The sequence below is a fragment of the Variovorax sp. P1_H12_2 genome, assembly GCF_056405335.1.
The window spans coordinates 1-15,140 of sequence record NZ_JBFUCI010000120.1 but is presented as its reverse complement, the minus strand read 5'-3'; the positions used below and the strand labels follow the sequence as shown (position 1 = coordinate 15,140).

Here is a 15,140-nt window from a genome sequence, read left to right as displayed (position 1 = left end):
CGCCCGGGGGTGCATCGCACGCTGCGCGCCGAGCCCGAGTGGGTGCTGCCGCTGGTGCAGGACCTGCTGCACACCGACCCCGCGCTGCAGGGCGAGCCGCGCCTGCTGCTGCATCCGGAGGACGTGGCGCTGGTGAAGAACAGCCTGGGCAACGAGCTGCAGGCCGCGGGCTGGCAAGTGCGCGCCGACGAGACCCTGAGCCGCGGCAGCTGCCGCGTGCAGTCGGCCAGCGGCGAGCTGGATGCGAGCCTCGAAACGCGCTGGAAGAGCGTCACCGCCGTGCTCCAGCGCGACATCGACGCGCAGGAACAATGAACCACCCCCGAAGCGCCTGCGGCGCCTCCCCCTCAAGGGGGCGATACCAGCGGCCCGGCGAAGCCGGTTCCGCGGTATCCCTGACATGGGCCTGCGCGGGTTTCATGCGTCGTGGGTCACGCCATAGCGCGGAGGAAAACTGAGATGCCTGCACTCGTTCAAAACACCACGGCCGCCAACCCCCACCTGCAGTCCTGGCTGGCCACGCTGGCCCAGGCCCGCAGCGACGTCAGCCGCTGCGCGATGACCACCCAGTCGGGCCGCCTGACGCGCGCGGTCGGCCTGGTGCTGGAGGCCGTCGGCCTGCAGCTGCCGGTCGGCAGCGACTGCCTGATCGAACTGCCCGCCGGCCATCCGCAGCGTCATGCCGAGGCCGAAGTGGTCGGCTTCGCGGGCGACCGGCTGTTCCTGATGCCRCAAAGCGAAGTGGCCGGCCTGGTGCCCGGCGCGCGCGTCTTCCCGCGCCCCGGCACGACCGGCTCCGCGCTCACGGGCGACGCCCACACCAAGCGCCTGCCGGTCGGCATCGGCATGCTCGGCCGCGTGGTCGACGCCGCCGGCCGCCCGCTCGACGGCCTCGGCCCGCTCGACATCAGCCGCAAGGTGCCGCTGTCCTCGCCGCCGGTGAACCCGCTGTCGCGGGCGCCGATCGACTCGGTGCTCGACGTCGGCGTGCGCGCCATCAACGCCATGCTCACGGTCGGCCGCGGCCAGCGCATGGGCCTGTTCGCAGGCTCCGGCGTCGGCAAGAGCGTGCTGCTCGGCATGATGGCGCGCTACACCAGCGCCGAAGTGATCGTGGTCGGCCTGATCGGCGAGCGCGGCCGCGAAGTCAAGGATTTCATCGAGAACACGCTCGGCGAGGAAGGCCTGGCGCGCGCCGTGGTGGTCGCCGCGCCGGCCGACAACTCGCCGCTGCTGCGGCTGCAGGGCGCGGCCTATGCCACCTGCCTGGCGGAGCACTTCCGCGACCTCGGCAAGGACGTGCTCCTGATCATGGACTCGCTGACCCGCTACGCGATGGCCCAGCGCGAGATCGCGCTGGCCGTGGGCGAGCCGCCGGCCACCAAGGGCTACCCGCCCTCGGTGTTCGCCAAGCTGCCGGCCCTGGTGGAGCGGGCCGGCAACGGCGCCCGCGATGCCCAGGGGCGCGGCGGCTCGATCACCGCTTTCTACACGGTGCTGTCCGAGGGCGACGACCAGCAGGACCCGATCGCCGACTCGGCCCGCGCCATCCTCGACGGCCACGTGGTGCTGTCGCGCACGCTGGCCGAGGCCGGCCACTACCCGGCGATCGACATCGAGGCCTCCATCAGCCGTGCGATGACCGCGCTGATCCCGGCCTCGCAGTTCGACACCGTGCGCCGCTTCAAGCAGATGCTGTCGCGCTACCAGCGCAACCGCGACCTGATCAGCGTCGGCGCCTATGCGCCCGGCCACGACCTGCAGCTGGATCAGGCGATCGCGATGTACCCGCGCATCGAGGCCTTCCTGCAGCAGTCGATGGAGGAGCCCACCGACTACGCGGCGTCGATCGCGCGCATGGGCCAGCTGTTCGAACCCGCCTGAGAAAGCAAGGAACCCCCATGGTCCAGAGACTTCCGCTCGACACCCTGACCGACCTGGCGCGCACGCAGACCGACGATGCCGCGCGCCGCCTGGGCGCGCTGCAGACCGCGCAGCTCAGTGCCAACCAGAAGCTCGACCTGCTGCTGCAGTACCGCCAGGACTACTACGACCAGTTGCACGCGCTGATGAACAAGGGCCTGCCGACCGCGCAGTGGCGCAACTACCAGGCCTTCCTGGGCACGCTCGACGGCGCCATCGAACAGCAGCGCGCGATCGTCGCCCAGGCGGCCAGCCGGCTCGACCACGGCCGCGTCGACTGGCAGCACCACAAGCGCCGCCTCAACTCCTTCGACACCCTGGCCGAGCGCGTGCGCCGCCAGGAGATGCTGGCGCAGGCCAAGCGCGAGCAGCGCGACAGCGACGAACGCTCGGCCCGCAAGTTCTTCGACCGCGCCGCCCATCCGACTCTTTGAAGTCCATCCTGGATCCGCCCATGCCCACACTCCTTCCTTCCGTCCATCCTTCCGGCCAGCCCGTCTCGCAGGCCGGCACGCGCGGCCGCGGCGCCGATCAGCCCGAGGGCCGCAGCTTCGGCGCGGCGCTGGACCGCTCGCGCGCCGCCAGCGCAGCGAAGACCTCCGCGTCTTCCGATGCCGCGCCGGACACCGTGGCATCGCGGCGGTCGCTGCGCGACGGCGAACGCAAGAGCGAACTCAGCGCCGCCGACGTGCTGGCCCTGCTGGCACCGCTCGCGGCCCCGATCGCGGCGCCGATCGTCGCCACCGCGGCCGATGCCCGCCGGGGCGCGGACGCCGCGGCGTCCACCGCGAAGGGCGCGGCCGTGCTGCCGGACGGGGTCGCAGCGGACGCTTGCGCATCCGCGATCGCGCTGCCGGCGGCCGACGCAGCGGCCTCGCAGGCCGCCGGCGCCGAGGAGACCGCCCAGGCCGTGGCACAGGATGCACCGGCGGCGGACGATGCCCCGGACACGCCGCACGCGGCCAAGCCGGCCAGCGCGATCGATCCAGGTAGGACCGCACTCGCGCGGCCGACCGCCGAGACGGCGGCAGCCGCCGAGCCGCAGGCCGCCACCGCACCAGCATCTCCGTCGGGCATGCCGCCGATTGCGGGCGCCAGGGCTGCAGCACCGTCCGCGGGCGAAGCCGGGGCGGCCTCCGCGGCTGCCCCCACCGACACACCCAGGACCGCCGCGATCCAGGCCGCCGCCGGTGCCGCGAGCTCGATCGCCGCCGGCAGCGCGCCCAAGAGCGCCGAGCCGCTCGACACCGACACCGCATCGACTCCGCAAGCGCCGCAGGCCCTCGCCTCGGCGATGCCGGCGGCGGCCGACCGTGCCGCCGCGACCCGCAACACCACGCCGGTGCTGTCGGTCGCGCCGCCCGTGGGCAGCGACGAATGGGGCCCGGCGATCGGCCGGCAGATGATCCGCATGAGCGCCAGCGGCCACCAGACGGCCKAGCTGAACCTCAACCCGGCCGGACTCGGCCCGCTCAAGGTGACGCTGTCGATGGGCGACAACCAGGCGCAGGCGATGTTCGTCTCGGCCCACGAAGGCGTGCGCCGCGCGGTCGAGGCGGCCCTGCCGCAGCTGCGCACCACGCTCGCCGAGCAGGGCATCAGCCTGGGCCACACCTCGGTCGGCGCAGAGACCCGCCAGCCGTCGCAGCAGGGCTTCGCCGAGCAGAACCCCGGACGCTCCTCCGGCCAGTCCGACCATCCGGGCGCCGGCCGCGGCTCCGACAGCGCCGCGGCGCCGCAACGCGCCGCCGCCCGCCCCGATGCCGTGCGCGCAGCGAGCGCCGGCCTGGACACCTTCGCCTGAAACGCGTCAATGAACGGATCTGAGGCGCTTTTCCACGCCTGATCGACCGTTCGCCAAGCCTTCAGTTCGCAAAGAATAGACCGAACAAGACATCGAGCTTCACCATGGCCACCAACACCTCAGTCACCGCCGCCCCTGCCGCCCCCCGCTCCTCGAAGCTGCTGATCGGCCTCCTGGTCGGGGTCGGCCTGCTGGCCGCCGGCGCGGCCGCCTATATCTTCGTCGGCCCCAGGCTCACGCAGGCCGAAGCCGCCAAGGCGGTGCCCGAGAAGCCGATCTTCGTCACGCTGGAGCCCCTGACCGTGAACCTCCAGGGCGAAGGCCGCGGCAAGTTCCTGCACGTCGGCATGGCGCTGAGGGTGCGCAGCGAGCCGTCGAAGGCGCAGATCGTCGAATTCATGCCCGAGCTGCGCAGCCGGGCCCTCATGCTGCTGTCGAACCGGAGCGCCGACTCCCTCGTTTCGCCCGAGGACAAGGCCAAGCTGGCCGAAGAAATCCGCGTCGAGCTCAACCGCCCGCTCAACAGCGAGTTGCCCGAGCAGGGCATCACCAGCGTCGCCTTCAACACCTTCGTGGTGCAGTGACCCCTACCAGGCAAGCCACCCATGGCCTATGAACAGGTCCTCTCGCAGGACGAGGTCGATGCACTGCTGCAAGGCGTCACCGGCGGCAGCGTCGACCAGACCAAATCTCCGCCTCCGCCGCCCGACGGCCTGCCGGCCTACGACCTCGGCGCGCCCGACCGCGTGGTCCGCAGCCGCATGCACACGCTGGAGGTCATCAACGACCGCTTCGCGCGCGGCCTGCGCAGCGCGCTGCTGAACTTCATGCGCCGCAGCCCCGACATCTCGGTCGGGCCGGTGCAGATCCAGCAGTACGCCGAGTTCGTGCGGCACCTGCCGGTGCCCGCGAACATCAACATGATGCACATGAAGCCGCTGCGGGGAACCGCGCTCTTCGTGTTCGATCCGAAGCTGGTCTTCCTGGTGGTCGACAACCTGTTCGGCAGCGACGGTCGCTACCACGTGCGGGTCGAGGGCCGCGACTTCACGCGCACCGAGCAGCGCATCATCAAGCGCCTGCTCGACCTGTCGCTGCAATGCTACGGCGAGGCCTGGCAGCCGGTGTTTCCGCTGGCCTTCGACTACGTGCGCGCCGAGATGCACGGCAAGCTGGCCAACATCGTGGCGCCCAACGAGGTGGTGATCAACACCACGCTGCAGATCGAGTTCGGCCCCATCGGCGGCTTCCTGCACGTGTGCATCCCCTACTCGATGATCGAGCCGATCCGCGACCTGCTGTCCAACCCGATCCAGGACGAGGTCGAGGTCGACAAGCGCTGGATCAAGCAGATGTCCAGGCAGATGCAGGCGGCCGACGTCGAGCTCACCGCGGACTTCGTGAAGATGTCCTCGACCATCGGCGAGATCCTCAAGCTCCAGGTCGGCGACGTGCTGCCGATCGAACTGCCGACCACGGTCGTCGCCAAGGTCGATGGCGTGCCGGTGATGGAGTGCGGCTTCGGCACCTCGAACGAGCGCTACGCCCTGCGCGTGCAAAACATGATCACCCACCAAGACAGCGATGTGAAGAACGACCATGACTGACAACACCTCCTTCGCCAGCGACACGGACGACTGGGCCAGCGCGCTGGCCGAGCAGACCGCCGCCACCCCTGCAGCGCCTGCCGCCCAGCCGGTGCCGGYCCCTGCCGCCGCCCAGGTCTTCCCGCAGATCCAGGAGCCGACCTCGGCCGCCGGCGTCTCGGCCGTGGACATCGCGCGCGTGATGGACGTGCCGGTGCAGCTCACCGCCGAGATCGGCCGCACCCGCATCACGATCAAGAGCCTGCTGCAACTCTCGCAAGGCTCGGTGGTCGAACTCGACGGCCTGGCCGGCGAGCCGCTCGACGTGCTGATCAACGGCTACCTGATCGCCCAGGGCGAAGTGGTGGTGGTCAACGACAAGTACGGCATCCGCCTGACCGACATCATCACGCCCTCCGAGCGGATGCAGAAGCTGGCGCGTTCATGAGCCGCACGGCCGTTCCGAAGGCGAATACCGCAGCGCGCAGCGCGGAGGCTTTCGAATGAGCCTTCCGACCGTGCCTTCCCATGCGGTCGAGGTGGCGCCGGTGGTCGGCGCCTCGGGCCTGCTGCAGGCCGGCCTCGGCATGCTGATGGTGCTGGGCCTGATCTTCGCGTGCGCCTGGCTGGCGCGCCGCTTCGGCCTGCAGCGCTTCGGCGGCGGCGGCCAGGTRGTGAAGGTGGTCTCCAGCGCCAGCGTCGGCCAGCGCGAGCGCGTGGTGGTGGTCGAGGTCTCGGGCACCTGGCTGGTGCTGGGCGTGACCTCCAGCCAGATCAACACGCTGCACAGCCTGCCGGCGCAGTCGCTGCCCCAAGCCAGCGCCGCCGAGCCGGCAGCCTTCAAGCCGATCGACCTGTTCGCGCAGAAGCTGCGCGAATCGCTCACCGGCAAGGCGCGGGCGGCCTCGTGAGCCACGCCCTTCGCCGCGGCCTTCGGGCCGGCCTCGTGCTGCTCGCGGCCACGCTGCCGATGGCGGCCTGGACCCAGGGCCTGCCCGGCCTGATCAGCACGCCCGGCCCCGGCGGCAGCCAGACCTGGTCGCTCAGCGTGCAGACGCTGGTGCTGCTGACCTCGCTGTCCTTCCTGCCGGCGCTGTTGCTGTGCATGACCAGCTTCACCCGCATCCTGATCGTGCTGGGCCTGCTGCGCACTGCCATCGGCACGCAGTCGTCGCCGCCGAACCAGATCCTGGTCGGCCTGTCGCTGTTCCTGACCTTCTTCGTCATGTCGCCGGTGTTCGACAAGGTCTACAACGAGGCCTACAAGCCCTTCTCGGAAAACAAGATCAGTACCGAGAAGGCGCTCGAGCGCGGCATCGAGCCCTTCAAGACCTTCATGCTGCGCCAGACCCGCGAGAACGACCTGGCCCTGTTCGCCAAGCTCGCCAAGGTGCCCGAGATGCAGGGGCCCGAGGACGTGCCGCTGCGCATCCTGCTGCCCTCCTTCGTGATCAGCGAGCTGAAAACCGCCTTCCAGATCGGCTTCACCATCTTCATTCCCTTCCTGATCATCGACCTGGTGGTCGCGAGCGTGCTGATGTCGATGGGCATGATGATGGTGCCGCCCGCCGGCATCGCCCTGCCCTTCAAGCTGATGCTGTTCGTGCTCGCCGATGGCTGGCAGCTGCTCATCGGCGCGCTCGCGCAAAGTTTCTACACATGAGCTCGCCCCCAGGTTGGGCTCACTTCGTGTAGCCCGCCCACCCCCTACCGGGGGCAACACCAGCGGCCCGGCAAAGCCGGTTCCGCGGTGTTTCACGAACACCCCGGAAGCGGGAACGACATGGATCGGAAGGAAGGAAACAGGATGACTCCAGAAACCATCATGTCGATGGGCAACCAGGCGATCCAGGTGTCGCTGGTGCTCGCCGCGCCGCTGCTTCTGGTGGCGCTGATCGTCGGCCTGATCATCAGCATCTTCCAGGCCGCGACCCAGATCAACGAGCAGACGCTGTCGTTCATCCCGAAGCTGCTGGCGGTGTTCGCGACGCTGGTGATCGCCGGTCCCTGGATGCTCAACCAGATGCTGGACTACATCCGCACGCTGTTCATGAGCATTCCGCAGCTCGTGGGCTGAATGTGGCCCCCACGCTCCTCACTTCGTGTGTCGCTGCCCCCCGAGGGGGCCGCAGGCCGCCTTGGGGCGGCCCGGCGCCGGCCTGGATGGCCCCCACGCTCCTCACTTCGTGTGTCGCTGCCCCCCGAGGGGGCCGCRGGCCGCCTTGGGGCGGCCCGGCGCCGGCCTGGATGGCCCCCACGCTCCTCACTTCGTGTGTCGCTGCCCCCCGAGGGGGAGTCAGCAGGCCGCCCGTCAGCGCGAAGCGCGGACTTCGCCGCGCTGGCGGCCCGGCGCCGGCCTGATGCCACCGGTCTTCGAGGTCACGTCGGCGCAGCTGACCGCATGGATGACGGCCTTCCTGTGGCCTYTCGTCCGGATGCTGGCGCTGGTCGGGACCGCCCCCATCTTCAGTGAATCGTGGGTGCCGCGCCCGGTCAAGGTCGCGATCGCGGCGCTGCTCGCGCTGGTCATCGCACCGACGCTGGGGGCCATGCCCTCGGTGCCGGTGGTCTCGGCCGGCGGGGTCTGGATCATCATCCAGCAGGTGCTGGTCGGCGCGGCCATGGGCTTCACGATGCGCATGGTGTTCATCGCGGTGCTGGCCGCGGGCGAGTACATCGGCCTGCAGATGGGCCTGTCGTTCGCGTCCTTCTTCGACCCGATGAACGGCGGCGCCACGATGGTGGTGGCGCGCTTTCTCAACATGCTGGCGATGCTGATCTTCGTCGCGATCGACGGCCACCTGCTGATGATCGCCGCGCTGGCCCAGAGCTTCGAGGCCCTGCCGATCGCCGACGCGCCGCTGGCCGCGCAGGGTTGGATGTTCCTGGTCTCGGGCGCCAGCCAGATCTTCGCCAGCGGCATGATGCTCTCGCTGCCGCTGGTGGCCGCGCTCCTGATCCTCAACCTCGCGATGGGCATCCTGAACCGCGCCTCGCCGCAGTTCAGCATCTTCGCGGTGGGCTTCCCGCTGACGCTGCTGGCGGGGATCGGGATGCTGCAGCTGCTGATGCCGCACCTGGGCGCGTTCCTCGAACCGCGCTTTGCGGCCGGGCTCGATGCCATGGTGCGCTTCGCTGCGGCATTGCGGCGCTGAACCCATCGAGCGCCTCGAACAGGTACAGTCCCGGCCTTCCGTCCCTTTGCCGCTTCGGCTCGCCCCGACGGCCCGATGCCCCATGCAAGCCATCCAGTACTTCAACCCGACGGCCCTGATCGACTCCGTGGTCAGCCTGGTCTTCGCCTTCTTGCTGGGCGCCATGATCGGCTTCGAACGGCAGGTGCGCCAGCGCACGGCGGGCTTGCGCACCAACACCCTGGTGGCGGTCGGCGCCGCCATCTTCGTGCTGCTGGGCGATCGCCTGTTCCAGATTCATGGCGGCAACCAGGGCCCGATCCACGTGGTCGCCTACGTGGTGTCCGGCATCGGCTTCCTCGGTGCGGGCGCGATCATGAAGGAGGGCGCGAACGTCACGGGTCTCAACACCGCCGCCACGCTCTGGGGGTCGGGCGCGGTGGGCGCCTGTGCCGGCGCCGGCCTGATCGGCGAGGCCATCATTGCGGCGATGTTCGTGCTGGCCAGCAACACGCTGCTGCGCCCGGTGGTCAACCGGATCAATCGCCAGCCCGTCAACGAAGCGGCCAGCGAGGCGATGTACACGGTCTACGTGATCTGCAGCAGCCAGAGCCAGGCCGACGTGCGCGAGAAGGCGATCGAGCTGCTGGAAGCCGCCGACTACCCGGTGCGCGAGGTCGACCAGCATCCCTTCGGCCAGACGGAGATCGAGATCGATGCCCGGCTCTATGCCACTGCCGTGGAGGCGGAGGCGCTGGACAAGGTCACGGCGGCCCTCGAGGCCCATCCGGGCGTCTCCCAGGCCTTCTGGAATTCGAGCGGCGAGGAATAGCGCCGGCGGCGCGAGCGACGGCGCAACCGGGCAATTCCCCGCACCTTCACCCGTCGTCCCGTCGCTCCAGCACCGCGCGATCCCATTCGGCGAGTCCCGCCGCGGCACCATAGGTGCTCTGCAGGAACGCCAGGAGGTCGAGATCCGGCGTCGCCGCCGTACGCACCGCGTCGTACGGCAGGATGAACTCGCGTGCCGGTGGGTGGTAGAAGGCAGCGGTCGGCTGCACCCGTTGCTCTCCGTATCCCGGCGGCTCCGGGTAGGCGTAGGCGTAGAACGCAGGCTCCTCGAAGGCGCCGCCGCCTGGCCAGAAGCCGGCGCTGCTGCATTCGTGCGAGTAGGCCTCGACCATCACGCGTTGGGGGCAGTTCGGAGCACCCCCGGGGTGGCGCGGTGCCACCCGACCCGAAAAGCGCGTGCAAGCAAGGTCGAAGCTTCCCCAGAAGAAGTGCATCGGACTCTGCTTGCCTGCAAAGCCGCTGCGGAAGATCTTGAACACGCGATCGACCTGCAGCAAGGCACGCCACCAGCGGTGGACGGCCGCCGCGTCGTACGAGGCGTGCGCCACGTCCTGTGCGAAGGGAACGGCGGTTTCCACTTCCACAGGCTTCGGCATGAGCGTCGGCGTCACGCCCAGCGACTTCAACGCGTCGGTGTACTTCGCGTAGAAGCTTGCCACCGACATCGGCGCAAGTGCCAGTCGGCACGCTTCGCCCTCACTGGTGCGCAGCACAAGGACATGGTCGATGAAGTCGAACTCCACCACCACGAGCTTCGAAAGCCAAGGCATCGGCGACGTGGTGAGTCCTCGTTCACTGACGTACAGCGTCACCTGCCACCAGTGGTTCTCCATGGGCGCGAGCGCGAGCCGCGTCTTGCCCACGATCTGGGTCCACATGTGAAGCGTGGCATACGTCTCGCGCCACTGTGCCAGCGACAGTTCAGGCCATTCCATGCCGGGCCGCGCGTCTCGCATGGGAGTTGAATCTGGCATGGCTGGCTCCTGATGAAGTGGACGCCGAGGGGGCACAAGTCGTCCCGGCCTCGACGGCCAGGCCGTTGCTCAGGAGTCCAGCGGCGGCCTTCTCGGCTGCATTCTCGGGACTTCCTTTTCTACAGCGTTGCCGGCTGCCGGCCCTTTCCGGCCGGCGTCATTTCGGCCCGATGTGTTCGACGAGGAAATCGAGAACGAGACGGCGGACAACCCGATCACGAACAGCGTCATCATGAGGTTTCGCTCGACGGCACGCTTTCCTTCGCTGAAAAGCCAACGCAGGCCCGCCACCAATTTGTATCCCTCAAACAATCGCATCTCGGTATTCATGGATTTCGTTGAATTTCTTGCTTTCTCCTGACAAATCATATTTCCAAGTCCTTCTCGCTCGCAAGCGTTCCCGCAAATGCCCGAATCCTCATGCCCTGCCCTTGACTCTGCATCAATGTCCGCCATTGGCGAGCGCTTCGCGCGGCAGCCTAGCCAACCACCCCGCCAGCGCGCAAACCAGCACAAGAACCGCCCATGAACCGGCCGCCATGGCCTGCGGCGAAGGTGGAGGCGGCGCCATCGTCATGCCGACCACCGTGAAGACAAGAACGAGCAGCGACAGCATGGTGAGTGCGATCAACCTGCCGCGGGGCAGCCGGCATCCAGGAATGAACAGGCAGAGGCCAATCACCACGATGGCGGCCTCGACGGCCAAGGCTGCAGGCATGTGCTGCCAGAGGCCGACGCCCACCTTCGCCGATCCGGCGCCGGCCAGAGGCATTTCAGGCCTGTGAACCAGGGCGTCGAGGAGCCAATGCGAGAAGACCGCCGCGGCGACCAGTGCGGCGACGCGCACCTTCGAAGGTCCGAGGCGTCCGTACGAGACGAACGCTGCCGCGCCCGCCAAGGCGGACCAGACCGCGGCGGCCAGCAATCCATGCGAGCAGGGAAACACGAATTCCGCCTGGTGCGTGCTGGCGAAGTCCGCGGGCAGCGTGACGGACTCCCAGCCAAGCAGCACGAAGAGCCACAAGACCAGGTCGAGAAGCAGCCCGGCGGCGATGAACACGCCCACGTTCACCCGCCGTTCGGCGCGCCCCAAGGCCAGGCCGACGCCCATGTGACCAGCGAACATCGGGAGCTCCTTTCCGAGAACGACCAGACCCGCATTGTTGGGCGATCCCGCGCCTGCCTGGCTCTTCAATCGAAGAGAAGGCCGCGCGGCAACTCTCTCACAGGTAGTTGAAGAGCGAAATCGAAGCCAGCTTCGCAAAGGTCATCTGCGTCGCCTGCAGCGAGGTCTGGCGCTGGTAGAACTCCGAGATCGCGCTGGCCGGATCGAGGTCCTGCACCGCCGAGAGGTAGCTCTTGTCCATCAGGTCGCGCGCTGCGCCGCCGACGTCGAGGGCGTCGATCTCGTTCATGCGCGAACCCACCGACGACAGGACGGTCAGCACGTTGTCGTGCGCGTTCGTGACCTTGACGTTGGCGGTGCTCAGCGCGTTCTGCAGCTTGGCCTGCGCCGCAGCGCCGCCGCCGGTGAGCGGCGTGCGCAGTGCCGTCACCAGCGCGCCGATGGTCGCGAAGATGTCGGTGCCCGCATTCTTGGCGGTGCTGACGCTGAAGCTGTCGCCGTCGTCCGGCGTGCCGCTGAGGCTGATCTGCAAGCCGCCGAAGGCGATCGGCGAGCCGGCCGTGAAGGCGCCGCTGGCGGCGACCACGGCGGGCACGTCGTTGGTCAGCACAGTGTAGTTGCCGCCCAGGAAGCTGATCCGGAAATCCTTGCCGTAGTCCGGCGCGGTCGCATCGACCACGCCGACCGGACCGAAGACCCCGGTGCCGCTGTTTCCCGCCGCGCCCGAGGTGACATAGCCCGCGCCGCCCTGCACCGACTGGAACACGCTGCGGCCGTCGTCGGAGGTCGACAGCTGGCGCGCCACGTCGATCTGCATCAGGCGCTGGCCCTGGTCGCCGACATACTGCACGAAGCCGCCAGCCTGCGCGACGAAGGGCGGGTTGGCGCTCTTGTAGCCGGCAAACAGGAACTGGCCGTTGCCGTCGTCGGTGTTCGCGAGGCCCACGAGCTGGTCGAGGTTGCTCTGGATCGCGGTGGCCAGCGAGGCCCGGTCGGCGTCCGAGATCGTGCCGTTGCCGGCCTGCACGGTCAGGGTCTTGATGTTCTGCAACAGCACGGTGGTGCTGTCGAGCGCGGTCTCCTCGCGCTTGAGCGACAGCATCGCGCGCTCGCGGCTGGTGGCGTACTGCGAGGATTCAGCCAGCGTCTGGCTGACGCCGAGCGCCCGCGCCGCGCCGACCGGGTCGTCGCCGGCCGTCAGGAACTTGGTCCCGGCGGACAGCCGCTGCTGGACGTTGAAGAGGTTCTGCTGCTGCAGGCCCATCGCGAAGGTGTTCCGCTCGAAGAACGAACTGGTGCTGATGCGCATCACGGCTCCTGGAATTGGGTGGGGTTCGGTGGGATCAGCTGCGGATGCCGAGGATCGCGTCGAAGATGGTCGAGGCGGTCTGGATCACCTTCGCATTGGCCTGGTACATCTGCTGGTACATCAGCAGGTTGGCGGTTTCCTCGTCCTGGTTGACGCCCGAGATCGACTGCTGGCTGGCCTTGATCTGGGTGGTCACGCTCTCCTGCGTCTTGGCGGCGACCTTGATTTCCATCGTCTTGTTGCCGACTTCGCTGACCAGCTGCGAGTAGGCGCCGTTGAAGGTGGTGGTGCCGTTGCCCATCGTGGTCTGGCGCTGCAGCGCGCCGAGCAGCAGCGCGTTGCTGCCGTCGGAGACGCCGGCGCTGTTCTTGCCGACGGTGAAGGTGTCGCCGTTGGCCGGCGCGCCCGTCATCGTCATGCTGATGCCGTCGAAGCTGATCTTGGCGCCGGCCGTGTAGGGCACGGGGGTGTTGGCCGGATAGATCGTGGAGGTGCCGTTGGCCAGCGTCACGGTGACCGCGGAGGCCGCGGGGAAGCCCGACAGCATGCCGGTCGCCGCGTCGTAGCTCAGCGTCACGTTGGCCGCCAGCGGCGTGCCGGGGTAGCTGGCGTCGACGGTCGCGGCGCCGAGCTTCCCGCTGCCCTGGTTGCCGGCGCTGTTGCCGGTGATCACGGGCGAGGCCGCAGCCACCTTGGCCGGGTCCAGCACCAGCACGTCCAGGTCGCGCGCGCCGTTGCGGGTGGGCTGCACCAGGAAGGTGTCGCCGTCCTGCGCCGTGCCGCTCGCCTGCGACAGGCTCACGCCGTCGAAGGTGATCGGGAAGGTGGTGAAGGTGCCCATGGCCTGCTTGTCCGACAGCCGGGTCACCGAGTAGTTCAGCGTGCCTGCCACATCCTTGACTTGAATCGAGTAGTCGCTGGTGCTGAGCTGGTTGGTGTTCGTCACGCTGCCGGCGAGCACCAGGTTGCCGGTGTTCTTCGCGTTCGAGAAGATGCCGGGCGCGGCGGTCGTGAAGAAGTCCGTCCCGAGCGCGCCGTTGAGGTCGACGCCCAGCTTGTGCTGGTCGTTGAAGGCGCCCGACACCGCCATCGCGAGCCGGCCGATCGCATTCTGCGCGGGGATGAGCGTCTGGGCCCGGAACGACATCAGGCCGCCCAGCGAACCGCCCGTGATGACGTTGTCGCCGAGCTCGGACACCGTGCCCGACAGGCCCACCAGGGCCACCGTGGTGCGGGTCGGATCGGCGGCCGACGGCACCGCCTTCACGGTCGCGGCCTGGTCCCCCATCACCAGCGACTGGCCGTTGCCCATGAAGACGTTGTACTTGCCGTTGTCCTGCTCCAGCACCTTGACGTCGGCGATCTGGCTCAGCTCGCTCACCAGCTGGTCGCGCTGGTCCAGCAGGTCGTTCGGGGGCTGGCCGCCGGCGACCGCGCTCATCATGCTGATCTGCTGGTTGAGACTCGCGATCTTGCTGGAATAGGTGTTGATCTGGGCCACGCTGCCCGTGACCTGCTCGTTCAGCGACGCATTGAGGTCGCTCAGGTAGCGGTCGGTGGCGCGGAACTTGTTGGACAACGACTGCGCCGAGCTGATCAGCTGCTGGCGCGCCGCCGGATCGGCCGGCGTGTTGGCGACGCCTTGCACCGCCGTGAAGAAGCTCTGCATCAACGGGCTCAGGCCGGCGGTCTTGTCGGCCAGCAGGGAGTCGATGCGGCTGATCTCGGTGCCGTAGGCGTTCAGCGCCGCCGAGGAAGACTGGGCCGACGCGAGTTGCGCGGTGAGATAGCGGTCGTAGCTGCGGTTGATCGTGGTGACGCCGGCGCCGGTGCCGATGTATCCCGAGCCGGTGCCGATCGCGGCGTTGGTGGCGACCTGGGCGACCTGCCGGCTGTAGCCCGCGGTGTACACGTTGGCGGTGTTGTGGGCCGTGGTCATCAGCGCGGTGCGGGCGACGCTGAGGCCGCTCAGACCCGTAAAGAACAAGCTTCCTGACATGGAGAATTACCTGGTTGTCTGTGGGGTGGGTGTGACTCGCGGCATCGTCGCTGCGATGCCTTCGAGATCTATATCGGCAGCGTCAGGCCAAAATTGAAGGCCGCGCGTCGTCCTGGTCACGGAGCCTGAAGATGCCGACAACATCCGAGAGCCCCCCCGCCTGCTCCTGCAAGGATTGCGCCGCAGCCGAGGCTTCCTCGACCAGCGCCGCGTTCTTCTGCGTCACCTGGTCCATCTGCGTGATCGCCTGGTTGATCTGCTCGATCCCCGAGGTCTGCTCCTGGCTCGCCGCCGTGATCTCGCCCATGATGTCCGTCACGCGCTTCACGCTGCCGACGATCTCTTCCATGGTCTTGCCCGCTTCGGCCACCAGCGCGCTGCCCGCGCCGACCTTGCCCACCGAGTCGTCGATCAGGCCCTTGATCTCCTTGGC

Annotated in this window: 18 protein-coding genes; 12 read left to right on the top strand and 6 right to left on the bottom strand. The window is 68.7% G+C overall.

What is annotated here, in order from left to right; translation table 11 throughout:
• The 12 genes from AC1D2K_RS14420 to AC1D2K_RS14365 all read left to right on the top strand — a co-directional run.
• The coding region (locus AC1D2K_RS14420; protein WP_478089511.1) for a FliH/SctL family protein at positions 1-315 on the top strand (315 nt) is incomplete at its 5' end.
• Between the two features lie 144 nt (positions 316-459).
• Positions 460-1,884 (top strand): flagellar protein export ATPase FliI, encoded by a 1,425-nt coding sequence (gene fliI / locus AC1D2K_RS14415; protein WP_478089510.1) that lies wholly within the window; start codon positions 460-462, stop codon positions 1,882-1,884.
• Between the two features lie 17 nt (positions 1,885-1,901).
• A complete protein-coding gene (fliJ, locus tag AC1D2K_RS14410; protein WP_478089509.1) occupies positions 1,902-2,357 on the top strand; it encodes a flagellar export protein FliJ in 456 nt (151 codons plus the stop codon).
• 20 nt (positions 2,358-2,377) lie between these two features.
• Positions 2,378-3,727, top strand: a complete 1,350-nt coding sequence (locus AC1D2K_RS14405; RefSeq protein WP_478089508.1) for a flagellar hook-length control protein FliK — start codon at positions 2,378-2,380, stop codon at positions 3,725-3,727.
• 104 nt (positions 3,728-3,831) lie between these two features.
• A complete protein-coding gene (locus AC1D2K_RS14400; RefSeq protein WP_478089507.1) occupies positions 3,832-4,311 on the top strand; it encodes a flagellar basal body-associated FliL family protein in 480 nt (159 codons plus the stop codon).
• 21 nt (positions 4,312-4,332) lie between these two features.
• The gene (gene fliM, locus AC1D2K_RS14395; RefSeq protein ID WP_478089506.1) at positions 4,333-5,334 is read left to right on the top strand and encodes a flagellar motor switch protein FliM; all 1,002 of its coding nucleotides are present in this window, start codon (positions 4,333-4,335) and stop codon (positions 5,332-5,334) included.
• Positions 5,327-5,761 carry a flagellar motor switch protein FliN gene (fliN, locus tag AC1D2K_RS14390; protein ID WP_478089505.1) on the top strand — a complete coding sequence of 145 codons (435 nt, stop codon included), beginning with the start codon at positions 5,327-5,329 and terminating at the stop codon, positions 5,759-5,761. Before fliM ends, fliN begins: the two co-directional genes overlap by 8 nt.
• 55 nt (positions 5,762-5,816) lie before the next feature.
• A complete protein-coding gene (gene fliO / locus AC1D2K_RS14385; protein WP_478089504.1) occupies positions 5,817-6,224 on the top strand; it encodes a flagellar biosynthetic protein FliO in 408 nt (135 codons plus the stop codon).
• A 59-nt stretch (positions 6,225-6,283) separates the two neighbouring features.
• Positions 6,284-6,976, top strand: a complete 693-nt coding sequence (gene fliP / locus AC1D2K_RS14380) for a flagellar type III secretion system pore protein FliP (protein WP_478089512.1) — start codon at positions 6,284-6,286, stop codon at positions 6,974-6,976.
• 144 nt (positions 6,977-7,120) lie between these two features.
• Positions 7,121-7,390 (top strand): flagellar biosynthesis protein FliQ, encoded by a 270-nt coding sequence (gene fliQ, locus AC1D2K_RS14375; protein WP_478089503.1) that lies wholly within the window; start codon positions 7,121-7,123, stop codon positions 7,388-7,390.
• Positions 7,391-7,673: 283 nt separating this feature from the next.
• Complete coding sequence (gene fliR / locus AC1D2K_RS14370; protein WP_478089502.1) at positions 7,674-8,468, top strand: flagellar biosynthetic protein FliR; 795 nt, start codon at positions 7,674-7,676, stop codon at positions 8,466-8,468.
• An 82-nt stretch (positions 8,469-8,550) separates the two neighbouring features.
• Positions 8,551-9,279: an MgtC/SapB family protein gene (locus tag AC1D2K_RS14365; protein WP_478089501.1), complete on the top strand. Its 729-nt coding sequence runs from the start codon at positions 8,551-8,553 to the stop codon at positions 9,277-9,279.
• 46 nt (positions 9,280-9,325) lie between these two features.
• On the opposite strand, the gene AC1D2K_RS14360 is transcribed toward AC1D2K_RS14365, so the two are convergent.
• From AC1D2K_RS14360 to AC1D2K_RS14335, 6 genes are all read right to left on the bottom strand, one after another.
• A complete protein-coding gene (locus AC1D2K_RS14360) occupies positions 9,326-10,273 on the bottom strand; it encodes a DUF5996 family protein (RefSeq protein WP_478089500.1) in 948 nt (315 codons plus the stop codon).
• Between the two features lie 69 nt (positions 10,274-10,342).
• Positions 10,343-10,603: a hypothetical protein gene (locus AC1D2K_RS14355; RefSeq protein WP_478089499.1), complete on the bottom strand. Its 261-nt coding sequence runs from the start codon at positions 10,601-10,603 to the stop codon at positions 10,343-10,345.
• A gap of 112 nt (positions 10,604-10,715) precedes the next feature.
• Positions 10,716-11,468 (bottom strand): hypothetical protein, encoded by a 753-nt coding sequence (locus AC1D2K_RS14350; protein ID WP_478089498.1) that lies wholly within the window; start codon positions 11,466-11,468, stop codon positions 10,716-10,718.
• A gap of 28 nt (positions 11,469-11,496) precedes the next feature.
• Complete coding sequence (flgL, locus tag AC1D2K_RS14345) at positions 11,497-12,708, bottom strand: flagellar hook-associated protein FlgL (RefSeq protein WP_478089497.1); 1,212 nt, start codon at positions 12,706-12,708, stop codon at positions 11,497-11,499.
• A 34-nt stretch (positions 12,709-12,742) separates the two neighbouring features.
• On the bottom strand, positions 12,743-14,707 hold the full coding sequence (gene flgK, locus AC1D2K_RS14340) for a flagellar hook-associated protein FlgK (RefSeq protein WP_478089496.1): 1,965 nt from the start codon (positions 14,705-14,707) through the stop codon (positions 12,743-12,745).
• Between the two features lie 82 nt (positions 14,708-14,789).
• Positions 14,790-15,140, bottom strand: a 351-nt coding sequence (locus tag AC1D2K_RS14335; protein ID WP_478089495.1) for a methyl-accepting chemotaxis protein, incomplete at its 5' end; no start/stop codon positions are given.

Excerpts from the sequence above, each read along its gene's own strand:
- AC1D2K_RS14355 (WP_478089499.1), bottom strand. The coding sequence starts at position 10,603 with ATGAATACCGAGATGCGATTGTTTGAGGGATACAAATTGGTGGCGGGC.
- fliP (WP_478089512.1), top strand. The coding sequence starts at position 6,284 with ATGGCGGCCTGGACCCAGGGCCTGCCCGGCCTGATCAGCACGCCCGGC.
- fliJ (WP_478089509.1), top strand. The coding sequence starts at position 1,902 with ATGGTCCAGAGACTTCCGCTCGACACCCTGACCGACCTGGCGCGCACG.
- fliQ (WP_478089503.1), top strand. The coding sequence starts at position 7,121 with ATGACTCCAGAAACCATCATGTCGATGGGCAACCAGGCGATCCAGGTG.
- flgL (WP_478089497.1), bottom strand. The coding sequence starts at position 12,708 with ATGCGCATCAGCACCAGTTCGTTCTTCGAGCGGAACACCTTCGCGATG.
- fliM (WP_478089506.1), top strand. The coding sequence starts at position 4,333 with ATGGCCTATGAACAGGTCCTCTCGCAGGACGAGGTCGATGCACTGCTG.
- AC1D2K_RS14360 (WP_478089500.1), bottom strand. The coding sequence starts at position 10,273 with ATGCCAGATTCAACTCCCATGCGAGACGCGCGGCCCGGCATGGAATGG.
- AC1D2K_RS14400 (WP_478089507.1), top strand. The coding sequence starts at position 3,832 with ATGGCCACCAACACCTCAGTCACCGCCGCCCCTGCCGCCCCCCGCTCC.
- AC1D2K_RS14365 (WP_478089501.1), top strand. The coding sequence starts at position 8,551 with ATGCAAGCCATCCAGTACTTCAACCCGACGGCCCTGATCGACTCCGTG.
- flgK (WP_478089496.1), bottom strand. The coding sequence starts at position 14,707 with ATGTCAGGAAGCTTGTTCTTTACGGGTCTGAGCGGCCTCAGCGTCGCC.